The sequence below is a fragment of the Streptomyces montanisoli genome (assembly GCF_017813245.1).
Classification (GTDB): Bacteria; Actinomycetota; Actinomycetes; order Streptomycetales; family Streptomycetaceae; genus Streptomyces; species Streptomyces montanisoli.
The window spans coordinates 1-16,250 of sequence record NZ_JAGIQL010000144.1 but is presented as its reverse complement, the minus strand read 5'-3'; the positions used below and the strand labels follow the sequence as shown (position 1 = coordinate 16,250).

Below are 16,250 nucleotides of genomic sequence, written 5' to 3'. Positions count from 1 at the left end.
CCCCCCCCCCCCCCCCCCCCCCCCCCCCCCCCCCCCCCCCCCCCCCCCCCCCCCCCCCCCCCCCCCCCCCCCCCCCCCCCCCCCCCCCCCCCCCCCCCCCCCCCCCCCCCTTCTCCCAGGCGGCGGCCGGCTCCCCCGTTCCTCCGCCGCCCGGGCTCCGGCCCCCCCCTCTCCCGCTCCCCCCCCGCCGGGCCGGTGGCCGGCTCGGTGGTCTGGGGGGCGGGTGTTGTGTCGACGTGCGCGTGCGAGGCCGGGGGCGTCTCCCCCGCCGCGCGGTGTGCGGGGTCGGCCGGGGCGGTGTCCTGCGGCTCGTCGGCGGGTGGGGACGGGCGGCGGGGGGCCGTGCCCGGGCCTTGGCCGAGGGGGCGGCGCGGGGGGTTCGTGGGCGGCATCTGGGTCCAGGGCAGGGGCGCGGACCGCGGCGTGCTGGTCAGCGGCCGCGCAGGCGCCGTACGAGAATGCTGGCGTCGCCGCGCGATTCGAGGTCCGCGAGGACCACGGCGACCGCCTCACGGACGATACGCCCGCGGTCCACCGCGAGGCCGTGCTCGCCACGCAGCACAAGACGCGCGTGTTCGAGGTCCATGAGTTCCTCGGCGGAGACGTACACGGTGATCTTCTCGTCGTGCCGCTCGCGCCCGCTGGGCCTGCGGTTCGCGCCGCGACCCTTGCGGCGCTGCTGGCCGCCGGGCGCGGGCGCCGCGTCGAAGGCGGCCGGCGGCACCGCGTGCCCGTCCAGGGGCGCGGCCGACGCCCACTGCGGCGCCTCCCACGTCGCGAACGGCAGTGCACCGCCAGGCAGTTCGGCGTTCGGCGGGATGACGACCGCGTGAGCGTGGAAGGCGCACCAGCGGCCGCTGTGGTCCACGCCCGTGCACACCGCGCGTGCCAGCAGCCGGCTGCCGTCCGGCAGCAGGCTGTGGCTCAACGCCGCCGGGAAAGCCGCCAGTTCGGCGGCCGACGGGTGCGGCGGAGCATCGCGCGGCGGCTCGTACGCCAGCAACCGCTCGGCCTCTCCCAGCAGTTCACGCGGAACCCCGGGCGTGACGGCGGTGAACCCTGCGCCGGGCGCGTCGGCGCCACCCCGAGGGGCCGAGGTGTAGTGCAACTGCGCCAGGCTCATACCCGGTTTCCCCTTCGTACCCTGATCGCCGTGCGGGCACCGCCCGCACCGAGAGCTTTTCAGATCGTGGCGCACGGCGTCGAGCAGACCCCCGAGCGCGGGCCCGCCCGGCACGCTCGGCCACAATGCGGCCATGGAAACGCACGACTCCCACGCGTTCGACGGGCTCGTCGAACGCGCCCGCGGCCTCTGCGCCCCGGGGCGCCGGCGCCTGCTCGGCATCGCGGGCGCGCCGGGCGCCGGCAAGTCGACGCTCGCGCTTCGCCTCGTCGACCGGCTGGTCGAGCGGCACGGGCGGGACGCTGCCGCCCTGGTGCCCATGGACGGCTTCCACCTCGCACAGGCGGAGCTCGAGCGGCTCGGCAGGGCCGACCGCAAAGGCGCCCCCGACACCTTCGACGCGGCGGGCTACGTCGAGCTGCTGACCCGGCTGCGCGCGCCGCGGCCCGGCGTCGTCGTGTACGCGCCCGCGTTCGACAGGTCACTGGAAGAGGCGGTGGCCGGCAGCATCGGCGTACCGCCCGAGGTGGCGCTCGTCGTCACGGAGGGCAACTACCTGCTGCACGACGACGCGGACTGGGCGCCGGTGCGGCCGCTGCTCGACGAGGCGTGGTACCTAGACCCCGACCCCGAGGTGCGCGTGCGGCGGCTGGTCGAGCGGCATGTGCGTCACGGCAAGGAGCGGTCCTTCGCCGAGAGCTGGGTGGAGCGTTCGGACGAGGTCAACGCGCGCTTGGTGGCCCGCGGCAGGGACCGGGCCGACATGGTGCTCGCGCAGGACGCCTTCGGCCCCGGGGACCGGTGACGAAACTGTTGTCGGCGCCCGGGAGGAGTGGGCATAGCATCGAAAGGGCAGAGGCACCACCTGGGAAGTCGCGGACGCGGAAGACGGCAGTCAGAGCAAGTGCGGTCAGAGCAAGTAAGGACGGAGGTGACGCGACGTGCGGATGTTCCGACGGGGACCACGGCGTGACCCGCGCGACACACCGCGCGACCCCGCGTTCTCGTTCTTCTCGGTCGACGAGGCCGCGCACTTCCGTGCCCAGGTCCGCGAGGCGTTCGCCGAGCACGGCCTGGAGGTGACGCTGTACGAGGGCGCCGTCGTGGACAACGCCGGACGGCAGTTCGGCCTCGGCAACCTCGCCGCCGTCTGCCACAACGACGACAGGGGACCGCGCGCCTGGGGCGAACTGGCGCGCAGGCACGCCGCGATGGTGCTGCGCACGGTGGACGGCCCCTCGGCGCTCGACACCCTGCCGCCCGCGCAGATCAGGGCCCAGCTGTACCCGAGGGTGATCAGCGGCGAAGGGCTCGACGCGGAGAACTTCGGCTACGCGCGCTACGTAGCCCCCGGCCTGTACGAACTGCTCGCGCTCGACCTGCCTGAGTCCGTGATGATGCTGACCGACGAGGCGCTCGGCCAGCTCGGCGAGACCGAACGGCTGCGCCGTCGCGCCATGGACAACCTGCGCGAACTCCCGGTCGAGGGTCGCGAGACCGTCACGGGCGACGAGGGCATGAAATTCGAGGTCGTCGTCGGTGACTCCTTCTACACGGCGAGCCGGGTCCTCGCGCTGGAGACGGTCGTCAGGCAGACCACGGGCCAGCAGCTCACGGCCGACGGCGCTCTCGTCGCGATGCCGTTCCGCCACCAGCTGGCCTTTCACGTCATCCGGGACGCGGGCGTGGTGCCGTCGCTCGCGGGCATGGCGATGTTCGCCGCGTCCGCGTTCGAGGACACGCCGGGCGCGATCAGCCCGTACGTCTACTGGTGGCGGCCCGGCGTCATCACGCAACTCAGCCAGAAGGGTGCGGAGGGTGACGACGAGGTGCGGATCGTCGTCGACGACGACTTCCAGGAAGTGCTCGCCCGGCTGACCGCGCAGGAACCGCCGGAAGGCGGCCGGCGGTAGGCGTTCGTCCCTGCTGGTGGGCACGGGTCCGGAGCCTCTCGCGTGACGAAACGGGCAATAAGTCACTTTTGAGGTGACTAGCAGCTCTTCGCCCGGGTACCTCGTCTGCTGCGACGCGGCGGGTCGTGCATCGACAGCGCCGGGTCTCCGAATCGGGCTCCACGAGCCCAACGCGAGAGAGGCGAGGACCGCGAGATGAGCAGTTACCACCCTCCAGCAGGACCTCCGACCCGAGACGGCGAAGCACGGCACAACGGCCACGGCCACGGCTCGGACGGATCCCACTCGTACGACTCGCACGACAGCACCTATGAGGACTGGGCGGCACGCAGCCGCCTCGTCGTCACGCCGATCGCGGCCCCTTCGATCCTGGGCCTGTTCGGCTTCGCGGGCGCCACCTTCATGGTGGCCTCCAACCTGGCCGGATGGTGGGGCAACGCCTTGCTGTCCCCGGTGATCATCGCGCCGTTCGCCATCTTCTTCGGCGGACTCGCCCAACTGCTCGCGGGCATGTGGTCGTACCGGGCGAGGGACGGCGTAGCCACGGCCATGCACGGCACCTGGGGCGCCTTCTGGCTCGCCTGGGGCATGACGGCTCTGATGGCCGCCAACGGCCTGCTGCCGCCGAACGTGTTCACCACGCAGGCGTTCGGGTTCTGGTGGATAGTCCTGGCCGTCGTGACGCTGTTCGGGGCGCTGGCGGCGCTCGCGGAGAACATGGCGCTGTTCCTCGTGCTGATACTGCTCGCGTCCGGGTCCGCCCTGCTGGCCACCGGGCTGATCTCGCCCGCGTCCAACCTCGTCACCGCGGCCGGCTGGGTCCTGGTGGCGTCGGCGGCGGCTGCGTTCTACACGGCAGGGGCGATGATGCTCAAGAGTGCCTACCGGGGACGCGTCATCCTCCCGCTCGGTGAGTGGAGCATGCGCGGCAACCTGCCGGGTCACCGGGCGATCAGGCCCATCAGCTACCCGATGGGCGAGCCCGGGACCAAGGTTGGCCAGTAGTCACCCGAGGCCCTGCCTTCCGAGGCGTGTGAGACGGATACGGGTGGACCGGCGGGATGCGGCCGCGAGGGCGGCCGCACCCCGCCGGTCCGCTCCCGTGTGTCCGGGCCGCTTTCCCCTCGCGCGGCGACGCCCGCATTGGCAGGATGGTGCGATGGCCTCCACCGATTCCGCGTCCTCCGCTTCCGAACCCGCCTCCACGCCCGCCCCCTTCACGGCCGACGACTACCGCGCGCGCATGGAGCGCGCCGCGGCCGACGCGGCGGCGGCGGGCCTCGCGGGCGTCCTCGTCGCCCCGGGCCCGGACATGACGTACCTGACCGGCTACCGGCCGAGCGCCGACACCGAGCGGCTGACGCTGCTGGTCGTGCCGGCCGCGGCGGACGCCGGCGACCGCCCCACCCTGGTCGTGCCCGCGCTGGAGGCCGGGGACGCGGAACACGCCCCTGGCGCGCCCGCGCTCACGCTGAGCGGCTGGACGGACGCCGACGACCCGTACGCGCTGACGGCCGGACTGCTGGACACGGGCGGGCGGTTCGGCATCAGCGACAACGCCTGGTCGCTCCACCTGCTCGCGCTCCAGCGCACACTCCCGGCCACCTCCTACCGCGGCCTGTCCGACGTGCTGCCGATGCTGCGCGCGGTCAAGGACGCCCGCGAACTCGCCAGGGTCGAGGCTGCGGGCGCTGCGGCCGACGCCGCGTACGAATCCATCCTGACGGTGCGCTTCGCGGGCCGCAGGGAGTCCGAGATCGCGGCGGACCTCGCCTCGCTCCTGCTGGCACACGGCCACTCGCAGGTCGACTTCACGGTCGTCGGCTCGGGCCCCAACGGCGCCGACCCGCACCACGAGGCGGGCGAACGCGTCGTCGAGCACGGGGACATGGTCGTCCTGGACTTCGGCGGGCTCAAGCACGGGTACGGCTCCGACACGACGCGCACCGTCCACGTCGGCGAGCCGACGGCCGAGGAGCGGCGCGTCCACGACACCGTGCGCGAGGCGCAGCAGGCCGGGTTCCTCGCGGTCCGCCCGGGGGCCACGTGCCAGGACGTGGACCGGGCGGCGCGCGCGGTGATCGAGGACGCCGGCTACGGGCCGTACTTCATCCACCGCACGGGTCACGGCATCGGCGTCACCACGCACGAGCCGCCCTACATGATCGAGGGCGAGGAACGCCCGATCGTGCCGGGCATGTGCTTCTCGATCGAGCCCGGCGTCTACCTGCCCGGCAGGTTCGGGGTCAGGATCGAGGACATCGTGACGGCGACGGAGACGGGCGGCCGCCGGTGCAACAACACACCGCGCGAGATGGCGATCGTCGAATAGCGTGCCGCCCGTCCTGAAACGCGCTCAGGCGCCGGTCAGGATCACCGCGCAACTGGCGGGCAGCCGCAGCACCCCCGTGGGGTCCGGCGGTGAGACCTCCTCCCAGGAGGCCAGGACGCGGTGGGGCGCGCCGCGTCCCAGCGGGATGTCACGCGGCGCGTCCGACAGGTTCACCGCGATCCGCAACTCACCGCGCCGGAACGTCAGCCAGCGCTCGGCCTCGTCGAAGGCGACGGCCACGGCCGCGAGGTCGGGGTCCGACAGATCGGGCTGGTCGGCGCGGAGCGCGATGAGGGCCCTGTACCAGGCGAGCAGCCGCGCGTGCGGCTCCTCGTCGCGCTCCGAGCGGTCCAGGCAGGACCGCTCCCTCGTCGCCGGGTCCTGCGGGTCGGGGATGTCCTCGGCGGCCCAGCCGTGCGCGGCGAACTCCCGGCGCCTGCCGTCCCGTACGGCCCTGGCGAGCTCCGGGTCCGTGTGGTCGGTGAAGAACTGCCACGGGGTCGTCGCCCCCCACTCCTCGCCCATGAACAGCATCGGCGTGTGCGGGCCCGTGAGCACGAGCGCCGCCGCGCAGGCGAGCAGGCCGGGCGGCAGCGTCGCGGACAGGCGGTCGCCCTGGGCGCGGTTGCCGATCTGGTCGTGCGTCTGCGCGTAGCCGAGGAAGCGGTGCGCGGGTGTGCGCGTACGGTCCACGGGCCGGCCGTGGGTTCTGCCGCGGAAGGTGGAGTACGTGCCGTCGTGGAAGAACACGCGGGTCAGGGTCTTCGCGAGGGCGGCGATCGGCGCGCGGGCGAAGTCCTCGTAGTAGCCCTGCGACTCGCCCGTGAGCGCGGTGTGCAGCGCGTGGTGGAAGTCGTCGTTCCACTGCGCGTGCAGGCCGAGTCCGCCCAGCGGGCGCGGCGTCGTGGTCCTCGGATCGCACAGGTCGGACTCGGCGATCAGGAACAGCGGCCTGCCCGTCTCGGCGCCCAGCAGGTCCACCTCGGCCGACAGCTCCTCGAGGAACGTGAGCGCACGGGTGTCGGCGAGCGCGTGCACCGCGTCGAGCCGCAGGCCGTCGAGGCCGAAGTCCCGCAGCCAGGCGAGCGCGCTGCCGAGCAGGAAGGCGCATACCTCGTCCGAGCCCGGCGCGTCGAGGTTGACCGCGGCGCCCCACGGCGTGTGGTGCGTGTCGGTGAAGTACGGGCCGAACTGGGGGAGGTAGTTGCCGGAGGGACCGAGGTGGTTGTGCACGACGTCGAGCACCACGCCGAGGTCCCGCTCGTGCGCCGCGTCGACGAACCGGGTCAGCGCCGCGGGGCCGCCGTACGGCTCGTGCACGGCCCACAGCGACACGCCCTCGTACCCCCAGCCGTGCCGGCCGGGGAACGGGCACAGCGGCATCAGCTCGACGTGCGTCACGCCCAGTTCCGCGACCGCGTCGAGCTGGGCGGCGGCCGCGTCGAGCGTGCCCTCCCGGGTGAACGTGCCGACGTGCAGCTCGTACAGGACCGCGCCGGGCAGCGCCCTGCCGGCCCACGGCACCCGCCGCTCGTACGCGTCGGGGCCGACGACCGCGCTCAGCCCGTCGGGTCCTTCGGGCTGGCGGCGCGAGCGCGGGTCGGGCAGCACAGGCCCGCCGTCGAGCGCGTAGCCGTACCGGCTGCCTGCCGCCGCCGGTGCCTCCACCGCCCACCAGCCGTCCCCGGCGGGGTCCGGCCGCATCGCCATGTCCTCGCCGTCGAGCCGCAGCACGACACTCTCCTGTGCCTTCGGCGCCCACACCTCGAACCGCACGGGTCCCCCCTCGTCGTCTGCACTGACACTCCCCACATGGTGGCAAGTCACACCGCCCGGCGCCGGGTCAGCGCGCCGAACGGGCCGCAGGTTCTCCCCGGCCGCGCAGCACCCGCGGCCCGCCTCGTCTGGACACCCGTGCGCCCCCGGCACGACAATCGGGTCTGTGACGTCCCCCTCCGACCGGCCCGTGCACCTGCCGCGGCTCTCCGACGCCGAGCGTGACCGGGTCCTGGCGGTGCTCAGGGAGGGTGTGGCGGCGGGGAAGCTGTCGCAGGACACCTTCCTGCGCAGGATGGACCTGGTGCTCTCGGCCAGCAGGGCGGACGAGCTGAAACCCCTGACGGCGGATCTGGAGAGCGAAGGCAGGCTCTCCAGGCGGCTGTTCGGCGCCGTCGGCAAGGTGTCCGCTTTCTCGCTGCGGCTGCGCACGGCGTGGCAGGTGGAGAGGCTGCCGAAGCTGCTGCTGCCGCAGCCGGGTCCGTTCCCGCTGTCCATCGGCCGCGACCCCGGCAACGGGCTGCGGCTCGCGCACGACACCGTCTCCCGGCGCCACGCCGTGCTGACGTGCGAGCACGGCCTGTGGGTGCTGCGCGACCTGGGTTCCACCAACGGCACGACGGTCAACGGCCGCAGAGTGACCACCACGACGGTCGTCGCGTAGGGCGACCAGGTGAGCTTCGGCCGGATGAGCTTCCGCATCGCCTCGCACTGACCCGGTGCGCCGCCCGCAACGCCTCGCCGCGGTGAGACCCGCGTGACGCCCCGGCATCCGCCCGGCTCGCGCGAGCGGGGTGCGCCCGCCCGGAGCCGCCGCGCAAAGACCTGCATACCGCACGGTCGCGCCGGGCTTCCGCGCCGCGCCCCGCCATGGCACTGGTCCGGGTACAGAACCGTCCCCGGACCGCGCTGAACCCGGTAGCCACTCGGCCGAGCGCGCGGAGCGGGGCCTTGGGCGTGTGACGGGGATGTGCGGCCCGCATCGCCGGGCGCGGGCCCCATCACGAGTGCGTCGCACAGCCGCGCCGGCGGGCCGCCCGAATGCGCCGGCCTTCAGGGCTCGCGGGCCAGCAATGCCACCGGGCGGTCCTGGAAGAGGGCCGCCAGCTCCACCGCGCCCTCCTCGTACACGCGTGCGGGCGCCGCCAGGACGTCGCGCCAGCGGCCGGGCGGCAGCGGCAGAACCGTGTCGTGCCAGCCGCCCGCCTCCGCGAGGCGCAGCGGCAGGCGGGTCACCGCCGTGACCACCTCGCCGGTGCGGCAGAACGCCACGCAGTGCGACGCGGCGGGGCCCGCCGCGTCGACGCGCGCGTACGTGCCCGACTCGCCGAAGACGGCCGGACGTTCGCGCCGCAGGCGCAGCGCGGCCGTTGTCACGACCATCTTCTCGTCCGGCGGCCCCGGCCTGAAGCGCGCCCGGTTGTCCGGGTCGACGAGCGCGAAGTAGTCGCGCTCCGTGCCCTGGTACAGATCCGGCACGCCCGGCATCGTCAGATGCACCAGCGCCGCGCCCAGCGCGCCCGCGCGCACATACGGTTCGAGCGCGCGCGTGAAGTGCGCGACCGTGCGGCGCGCCGGGCCCGCGGGCCCCGCGCCGACGAACTCCTCCACCGCGCGCTCGAAGCGCGGATCGCCCTCCGTCCAGCTCGTGCGCAGGCCCGCCTCCCGCACGGACTTCAGCAGCGCCCCCTCCATCCGCGCGCCGTCCGGCGCGGCCGCGAGCACCGCGTCCACGTCCGGCGCGTCGCCCGCGGGGGTGAACCCCACCGCCGTCTGCCACGCCTGCCAGGCCACCTGCGCGTCCGGCGCGACGACCCCCGAGACCTGCGCCAGCAGGTCGTTCCACCACTTCGGGCACTGCGTCAAGGCCGCGATGCCGGCCCGCACGTCCGCGCTGCGCTTGGTGTCGTGCGTGGTCAGCACGGTGCCCGTGGCGGGCCAGTCGCGGGCGAGCCGCTCGCAGAACGCGTGGAACGCGCCGGGCTCGACGGCGGGTGCCGACGGGTCGCCGCCCACCTCGTTCGCGGAGAGCAGCGGCAGGAACCGGTAGAACGCCGTGTCCTCCACGGACTTGGCACGCAGCGCCGACGCCGTCTGCGCGAACCGCGCGCAGAACGCCACCTCGTCGGGGCCCGTCCCGAGGCCGCCGAGCGCCAGCTCACGCACGACGTCGACGGCCGCGGCCTCCTCGGGGACCGTGAAGGCCGCCTTCGCCTCGCGCGCCGCCTCCTCGGACACCGCGGCCGTCGCCTCCCGGGTGCGGGGACCTCCGGGCACGGCATACGGCCGGTAGAGCGGCACCCGCACAAGGAGCTCCCTGATCGCCGTCTCCAGCGCCCACGGCGCGTGGTCGCGCAGGGCGGGGTCCGCCGCGCAGATCCGGCCCGCCGTGCGCACCAGGAACGCGGTCTCGGCGGCCAGCTCGTGCAGCAGCACCTTGTAGGCGGCCCTGCGCACCGTGGGCCCCCAGCGCCCGCCGCGGTCGTCCGCGACCGTCACCACCTCACGGAAGCGCCGCTCCAGGGCCTGCGCGCCCGCCGCGTCGGTGAACAGCCCGTCGACGCGGCGCAGCGCGTCGTACCCGGTCGTGCCGGCCACCGCCCACCCGGCGGGCAGCCGCTCGTCGCCGGTGAGGATCTTCTCGACGACGGTCCAGCAGCCGCCCGTCGCCTCGCTCAGCCGCAGCAGGTACTGCCCGGGATCGGCGAGCCCGTCCGGGTGGTCGACCCTGAGACCGTCCACCACGCCGTCCCGCACCAGTTCGATGATCTTCGCGTGGCTGGCCTCGAACACCTCGGGGTCCTCGACCCGCACCCCGATCAGGTCCGAGATGGTGAAGAACCGCCGGTAGTTCAGCTCGGTACGGGCCAGCCGCCACCACGCGAGCCGGTAGTGCTGCGCGTCCAGCAGCTCCGGCAGGGGCAGGCCCTCCGTGCCCGGCGCCAGCGGGAAACGCTGCTCGCCGTGGCACAGCTCGCCGCCTTCGACGCGCAGCTGCGCCAGCTCGCCGCCGACCGGCCCCGGCAGCACCGGCAGCAGCACCTTGCCGCCGCCCGCCGCCCAGTCGATGTCGAACCAGCGGGCACACGGGGAGGCGGCCCCGTCCCGCAGCACCTCGCGCAGCACCGGGTTGTACCGCGGCGACATCGCCATGTGGTTCGGCACGATGTCGAGCACGATGCCCAGGCCGTGCTCGCGCGCCCGCCCCGCCAGCCGGCGCAGCCCCTCCTCGCCGCCGAGCTCGGCACGCACCGACGTGTGGTCGACCACGTCGTAGCCGTGCGTGGAGCCCGGCACCGCCTCGAGGACCGGCGACAGGTGCAGGTGCGAGATGCCGAGCGCGGCGAGGTAGGGCACCGCCTTCTCGGCCGCGGCGAAGGGGAAGTCCGGCCGCAGCTGCAGCCGGTAGGTCGAGGAGGGCGTCATGCAGGTCTACGTACCCCGTGCGGCGCGATTCGTGTCACGGGCGGGCCCGGCATCCGGGGGGTGCGGGCGGCCGGGACGGGGGAGGCGCACGGTACCGGTCACGCGTCCGGGTCGTAGACGTACGGCGTCGTCGTGGTCAGGGCGGCGAAGCCGAGCCGCTCGAGGATGGGGCGGCTCTGATCGCTCGCGTCCACCTGGAGGAACCGGTGTCCGCTCTGCTGTGCGAGCCTCGCACGCCTGGCCACCAGCGCGCGGTACAGGCCCCGGCCACGCCAGCGTGGCAGCGTGCCACCGCCCCACAGGCTCGCGAAATCCTTGCCGGGCGGCAGCTCCGCACGGGCCGCGCAGACCGGGGTGGTGCCCGCGAGGGCCACCACCGCGTCGACCGTCGCCGGCGCCTCGGCGAGCTGCTGGACGAGCCGGTCACGGAAGGAGGAGCTGTCCGGCCCGAACACCTCGTCGTGCACCTGGGCCATCAGCGCCACGCCCGCCGCCGTCCGTCACCGGCACGAGGCGCACGCCCTCAGGCGGCCGCGCGTCCGCGGTGGAGGCCACGATCCGCGCGGTCTCCGCGAGCATCAGCGTCTCCACGGGCTCCGCCACGAACCCCGCGGCCGCGAGACGGTCACCCAGGTCGTGCGGCGTGTCGTGGTCGTAGAGCTTCCACTCGAAGGCCAGGCCGGCGGCCGTGAAGTGCGCGATCTCGGCCGCGATCGCGGCGTCGGCCGACGCCGCGTCCAGGCCGGACCAGAGCACGCCGTTCCAGTCGCCCGGGCCGCCGCTGTGCCGCACGACGCGGTCCGTACGCTCCACGCGCTCCCCGGCGGAGTCGGGTGCGGCGTCCCGTCGCATCTGCCGGTCGAAGAGCGCGAGTATCCCGTCGTCGTCCATGCCCGTACCCCAGCACCCGCCGGGGCCGGCGGCAACCGGGTTTCCGCCCGGGCCGCCCCGGCCGCCCGCAGGTCAGCCCGCCCGCAGGTCAGGCCGGGCGCATCAGGACGGTCATGGACCGGGACATCACCGTGATCCGGTCGCCGCCGTCCGCCTTGGGGCCCTGCCCGTGCGGCACCCCGTCGGGCCGCGAGGTGTCCACGACGACCTGCCACTGCCTGCCGTGGTTGACGGGCAGCAGGAACTCCAGGTCGCCCGGGCTCGCGTTGAACATCATCAGGAACGAGTCGTCCGCGATCCGCTCGCCGCGCGGCCCCGGCTCGGAGATGGCGTGCCCGTTGAGGAACACCGTCATCGCGGACGCGCTCGCCGCCTGCCAGTCCTGCTGCTCCATCTCGTCACCCTCGGGGGTGAACCACGAGATGTCCGAGAGCTCGTCGTGCGTGCCCTCCACCGGGCGGCCGTGGAAGAAGCGCCGCCGCCGGAACACGGGGTGGTCTCGGCGCAGCCAGACCATGGCCCGGGTGAACTCGAGCATGGACTCGCCGTCGCCCGCCTCCTTCGGCGAACCGTCCTCCGCCTTCCCTCCGGGGTCGGGCCAGTGCACCCACGAGATCTCGTTGTCCTGGCAGTAGGCGTTGTTGTTCCCGCCCTGCGTGCGCGCGAACTCGTCGCCGTGGCTCAGCATGGGCACGCCCTGCGAGAGCAGCAGCGTCGCGATGAAGTTGCGCATCTGGCGGCGGCGCAGCTCCAGGATGTCCGTGTCGCCGGTGTCGCCCTCGGCGCCGCAGTTCCAGGAGCGGTTGTAGCCCTCGCCGTCCCTGTTGTCCTCGCCGTTGGCCTCGTTGTGCTTGTCGTTGTACGCGACGAGGTCGTGCAGCGTGAAGCCGTCGTGGCAGGTCGTGAAGTTGATCGAGGCGAGCGGCCTGCGGCCGTCGTCCTGGTACAGGTCGGACGAGCCCGTCAGCCGGGACGCGAACTCTGCCAGCGTGCGCGGCTCGCCGCGCCACAGGTCGCGCACGGTGTCGCGGTACTTGCCGTTCCACTCCGTCCACAGCGGCGGGAAGTTGCCCACCTGGTAGCCGCCCTCGCCGACGTCCCAGGGCTCGGCGATCAGCTTGACCTGGCTGACGACCGGGTCCTGCTGGACGAGGTCGAAGAACGACGACAGCCGGTCCACCTCGTGGAACTGGCGGGCCAGGGTCGCGGCGAGGTCGAAGCGGAAGCCGTCGACGTGCATCTCCGTGACCCAGTAGCGCAGTGAGTCCATGATCAGCTGGAGCACGTGCGGGGAGCGCATCAGCAGCGAGTTGCCGGTGCCGGTCGTGTCCATGTAGTAGCGGGGGTCGTCCGTCAGCCGGTAGTACTGCGGGTTGTCCAGGCCGCGGAACGAGAGCGTGGGCCCGAGGTGGTTGCCCTCCGCCGTGTGGTTGTAGACCACGTCGAGGATCACCTCGATCCCCGCCTCGTGCAGCGCCTTCACCGCCTGCTTGAACTCCAGCACCTGCTCGCCGCGGTCACCCCAGGAGGCGTACGCGTTGTGCGGGGCGAAGAAGCCGATGGTGTTGTAACCCCAGTAGTTGGCGAGGCCCGCGTCGGACAGCCGGTGGTCGTTGACGAACTGGTGTACGGGCATCATCTCCAGCGCCGTCACCCCCAGCTCCGTCAGGTGCTCGATCACCGCGGGGTGCGCGAGGCCCGCGTAGGTGCCGCGCAACTCGTCGGGCAGTGCCGGGTGCAGCATGGTCAGGCCCTTGACGTGGGCCTCGTAGATCACCGTGCGGTGGTAGTCGGTGCGCGGCGGCCGGTCGTCGCCCCAGTCGAAGTACGGGTTGACGACCACCGAGGACATCGTGTGGGGGGCCGAGTCCATGTCGTTGCGCGAGTCCGGCTTGCCGAAGTGGTAGCCGTAGACCTCCTCGCCCCACTCGATGCTGCCGCTGATCGCGCGCGCGTACGGGTCGAGCAGCAGCTTCGCGGAGTTGCAGCGCTGCCCCCTCTCCGGCGCGTACGGGCCGTGCACGCGGAACCCGTAGCGCTGGCCCGGCATGATGCCGGGCAGGTAGGCGTGGCGCACGAACGCGTCGGTCTCGCGCAGTTCGACGGCCGTCTCCGACCCGTCGTCGTGCAGGAGGCACAACTCGATCCGGTCGGCGTCCTCCGAGTAGACCGCGAAGTTCGTGCCTGCGCCGTCGTACGTGGCGCCGAGGGGATACATCTGTCCCGGCCAGACCTGCATAGACGAGTCTCTTCCATTCTGATCCGGGTGGTACGGGTCACTTCACGCCGATCTTCCCCGAAAGTGGGGTCGGTGCCTAGCACCACCGTTCCCGGTGGAGGTCCCGTTATACGGGAACGCCGGGGCGAAGGGGCCCGCTCAATCGTTCGCAAGTGGCGCAAAAGGTGCTGTTCAGGGTGGATCGGGCGTCCGGGGAACGGGGAACATCGGCCACGAACGAGGGAGTTGGGAAACGAGACGCTCCTTCCCCGTGCGCCGTCGGCGATCGTCGGAGTAATCTTCCTTGATCACTGAAAGGCCCGCGAAGAGGCGGGGAAGGGGCGGTGTGCGGGTGAGCTCGGGAGGCCTTGAGCTACCCCCAGGGGACCCAGGTCACGAGGGGGCGCCGGGCGACATCCCGCCGGGCGCGGTGTCCGTCGCGCGCCCGATGGAGATCGGCGCGGAGCTGGACTGGGGCGCGGACGCCTGGGCCGAGGCGCGTACGCGCGCGCAGCGCGCCGGCCGTGCGTACATCTGGCTGAATCTGGTCGAGCAGCGCACGCGCGCCGTGGTCGCCGCCGTGCTCAGGCCCGTCTACGAACCGCACCACGGCGAGGACTGGGTGATCGCGGCGGCGGGCCCCGCAGGGCAGGAGTGGGTGCAGCGCGCGGCCGCCGTGCGCGAGGTGTCGCGGCGCAAGGGGTACGTACTCGACCCGTCCGACGACAACGTCCTCAGCTTCCTCACGCTCCCTCAGCTGCGCGAGCTGATCGTGCAGCACTGGCCGTGCTTCGAGCCGTACGTCGACGACCGGCGCGACCTGGAGCTCGTCCTCGACGAGCTGGAGGTCGCGCGCAACGTCGTCTCGCGGGGCCGCGCGCTGTCCCAGACGGTGCTCGCGCAGGCGGAGCGCGCCTCGGCCCGGCTGCTCGCGATGCTCGGCGGGACGGGCCGCGGCGCGGCCCCCGCGGGGGACCGGCTGCCCGCCGACGCCGTCGAGGACCTGGTGGGCGACCGGTACGCGGACGTCGTCCGCGTCCACGCGGACCGGGTCAGGCTGCAGCGCGAGTTCCCCGCCGAGGACCTGTTCGGCGCGGCGCGTCGCCTCGACGCGATCGGCATCGGGCTCAACCTGCTCGTACAGGGCTTCTCCGGGCGGCGGCTGATCAGGCTCGCCGAGGCGGGCTGCCGGGTGCGGCTGCTGTTCCTCAACCCGGCCAGCAGCGCCGTCAAGCGGCGCGAGCGCGAGCTTGGCCTGCGCAAGGGCGAGCTGAGCCGTTCGGTCGAGACGAACATCCTGCACATGCGACGCGTCAGGTCGAAGCTGCGCGACCCCGGCGCCTTCGAGATCCACGTCTTCGACGAGACCCCGCGGTTCACCGCGTACCTGGTCGACGGCGACGGCCCCGGGGGGCTCGCCGTCGTCCAGTCGTACCTGCGCACGGCCCGTGGCATGGAGACGCCGGTGCTGGTGCTGCGCGGCGGCGGGCGGGAGGTCGTGCGCCCGGGCCGCGACGCGGAGTACGGCCTGTTCGAGGTGTACCGCGAGGAGTTCGAGACGGTATGGGCTGACTCCCGCCCGGTGTCCTGAACGGCCGCGCGTCCTCGGCGGCCGACTGCCCTGAGCGGCCGACTGCCCTGAGCGGCCGCCTGTCCTGAGCGGCCGCCGGGGAGGATGTCAGTGCCGCGTGCGAGGGTGTGAGTGGGCGGGGATCGTACGGCGGCCCCGCGTGATCGACGCGAACCGACGACGTGCCGTGGCGGCACGGTGAGGGGGAGTCAGCATGACGTGGCACGGGGGAACGCTGGCCGGGTTCGACCTGGAGACGACGGGCACGGAGCCGCTGGAGGCACGGATCGTGACGGCGGCCGTGGTGGAGGTCGCGGACGGCGAGGTGGTGGACGGGCGCACCTGGCTCGCCGACCCGGGCGTGCTGATCCCGGCTCAGGCGTCGGCGGTGCACGGCATCTCCAGCGCGCGGGCCGCGGCCGAGGGGAGGCCGGCGCCCGAGGTGGCCGCCGAGGTGGCGGCGGCTTTGCGGGGGTACTGGGCGCGGGGCGTCCCGGTGGTGGCGTACAACGCGCCGTTCGACCTGACGCTGCTGAGCGCGGAGCTCGGGCGGCACGGCCTGCCGCCGCTCGGCCCCATCGGCCCGGTGATCGACCCGTACACGATCGACCGCGCCGTCGACCGATACCGCCGCGGCAAACGCACGCTGGAGGCCGTCTGCGGCGAGTACGGGGTGGTGCTCGACGGCGCGCACCAGGCCGCGGCCGACGCGCTGGCCGCGGTCCGTGTGGCGACGGCGATAGCCGCGCGGCACGCGCAGGTGTCCGCCCTGTCGGCCGAGGAGCTGCACGGGCGTCAGGTCGCCTGGTACGCGGAGTGGGCCGAGGACTTCGAGGGCTTCCTGCGACGCAAGGGCAACGCGGACGCGGTCATCGACCGCGACTGGCCGCTGCGCGCGCTCCACGCGATGCCGCCGCACGGCGAGGGAGCACCGCACTGACGGCCGCGCACCGAGGGCCGCGCCGCGGCCGCGTGTCCCGGCCCGGGCGGCCTCCGCGGCC

11 protein-coding genes and 1 pseudogene are annotated in these 16,250 nt (G+C 73.7%); 7 read left to right on the top strand and 5 right to left on the bottom strand.

Going from position 1 to position 16,250, the window contains the following annotated elements:
• Positions 1-430: 430 nt before the first annotated feature.
• Entirely contained in the window at positions 431-1,123 is a 693-nt protein-coding gene (locus JFN87_RS33890) for a GAP1-N2 domain-containing protein (RefSeq protein WP_245181668.1), read from the bottom strand.
• A 133-nt stretch (positions 1,124-1,256) separates the two neighbouring features.
• On the opposite strand from JFN87_RS33890, the gene JFN87_RS26225 reads away from it, so the two are divergent.
• The 4 genes from JFN87_RS26225 to JFN87_RS26210 all read left to right on the top strand — a co-directional run bounded on the left by JFN87_RS26225 (position 1,257) and on the right by JFN87_RS26210 (position 5,368).
• On the top strand, positions 1,257-1,928 hold the full coding sequence (locus JFN87_RS26225) for a nucleoside/nucleotide kinase family protein (RefSeq protein WP_209343773.1): 672 nt from the start codon (positions 1,257-1,259) through the stop codon (positions 1,926-1,928).
• Between the two features lie 136 nt (positions 1,929-2,064).
• Complete coding sequence (locus tag JFN87_RS26220; protein ID WP_209343772.1) at positions 2,065-3,036, top strand: DUF1444 domain-containing protein; 972 nt, start codon at positions 2,065-2,067, stop codon at positions 3,034-3,036.
• A 195-nt stretch (positions 3,037-3,231) separates the two neighbouring features.
• Positions 3,232-4,041, top strand: coding sequence for an acetate uptake transporter (locus JFN87_RS26215; RefSeq protein WP_209343770.1), 810 nt, complete (start codon positions 3,232-3,234; stop codon positions 4,039-4,041).
• A 154-nt stretch (positions 4,042-4,195) separates the two neighbouring features.
• Complete coding sequence (locus JFN87_RS26210) at positions 4,196-5,368, top strand: aminopeptidase P family protein (protein WP_209343768.1); 1,173 nt, start codon at positions 4,196-4,198, stop codon at positions 5,366-5,368.
• Positions 5,369-5,392: 24 nt separating this feature from the next.
• Here the strand turns inward: JFN87_RS26210 and treZ are convergent, their stop codons facing one another.
• Positions 5,393-7,144: a malto-oligosyltrehalose trehalohydrolase gene (gene treZ, locus JFN87_RS26205; RefSeq protein WP_209343767.1), complete on the bottom strand. Its 1,752-nt coding sequence runs from the start codon at positions 7,142-7,144 to the stop codon at positions 5,393-5,395.
• Positions 7,145-7,310: 166 nt separating this feature from the next.
• Between treZ and JFN87_RS33885 the strand changes: the two genes are divergently transcribed.
• Complete coding sequence (locus tag JFN87_RS33885) at positions 7,311-7,808, top strand: FHA domain-containing protein (protein ID WP_307865600.1); 498 nt, start codon at positions 7,311-7,313, stop codon at positions 7,806-7,808.
• Between the two features lie 389 nt (positions 7,809-8,197).
• On the opposite strand, the gene treY is transcribed toward JFN87_RS33885, so the two are convergent.
• From treY to glgX, 3 genes and pseudogenes are all read right to left on the bottom strand, one after another.
• A complete protein-coding gene (gene treY, locus JFN87_RS26195) occupies positions 8,198-10,570 on the bottom strand; it encodes a malto-oligosyltrehalose synthase (protein ID WP_209343763.1) in 2,373 nt (790 codons plus the stop codon).
• 98 nt (positions 10,571-10,668) lie between these two features.
• Positions 10,669-11,461 (bottom strand): annotated as a pseudogene (locus JFN87_RS26190) (GNAT family N-acetyltransferase).
• Between the two features lie 88 nt (positions 11,462-11,549).
• On the bottom strand, positions 11,550-13,700 hold the full coding sequence (gene glgX / locus JFN87_RS26185) for a glycogen debranching protein GlgX (RefSeq protein WP_209343761.1): 2,151 nt from the start codon (positions 13,698-13,700) through the stop codon (positions 11,550-11,552).
• 331 nt (positions 13,701-14,031) lie between these two features.
• Here glgX and JFN87_RS26180 point away from each other — a divergent pair, with 331 nt between their 5' ends.
• Both JFN87_RS26180 and JFN87_RS26175 read left to right on the top strand, forming a co-directional pair.
• Positions 14,032-15,270 (top strand): DUF5919 domain-containing protein, encoded by a 1,239-nt coding sequence (locus tag JFN87_RS26180; protein ID WP_209343759.1) that lies wholly within the window; start codon positions 14,032-14,034, stop codon positions 15,268-15,270.
• A 193-nt stretch (positions 15,271-15,463) separates the two neighbouring features.
• Entirely contained in the window at positions 15,464-16,189 is a 726-nt protein-coding gene (locus JFN87_RS26175) for a 3'-5' exonuclease (RefSeq protein WP_209343757.1), read from the top strand.
• Positions 16,190-16,250: the final 61 nt, after the last annotated feature.

Bases quoted from the DNA above. Each gene is read 5' to 3' on its own strand.
- JFN87_RS26225 (WP_209343773.1), top strand. From the start codon at position 1,257: ATGGAAACGCACGACTCCCACGCGTTCGACGGGCTCGTCGAACGCGCC.
- JFN87_RS26175 (WP_209343757.1), top strand. From the start codon at position 15,464: ATGACGTGGCACGGGGGAACGCTGGCCGGGTTCGACCTGGAGACGACG.
- JFN87_RS33890 (WP_245181668.1), bottom strand. From the start codon at position 1,123: ATGAGCCTGGCGCAGTTGCACTACACCTCGGCCCCTCGGGGTGGCGCC.
- JFN87_RS26215 (WP_209343770.1), top strand. From the start codon at position 3,232: ATGAGCAGTTACCACCCTCCAGCAGGACCTCCGACCCGAGACGGCGAA.
- JFN87_RS26210 (WP_209343768.1), top strand. From the start codon at position 4,196: ATGGCCTCCACCGATTCCGCGTCCTCCGCTTCCGAACCCGCCTCCACG.
- glgX (WP_209343761.1), bottom strand. From the start codon at position 13,700: ATGCAGGTCTGGCCGGGACAGATGTATCCCCTCGGCGCCACGTACGAC.
- treY (WP_209343763.1), bottom strand. From the start codon at position 10,570: ATGACGCCCTCCTCGACCTACCGGCTGCAGCTGCGGCCGGACTTCCCC.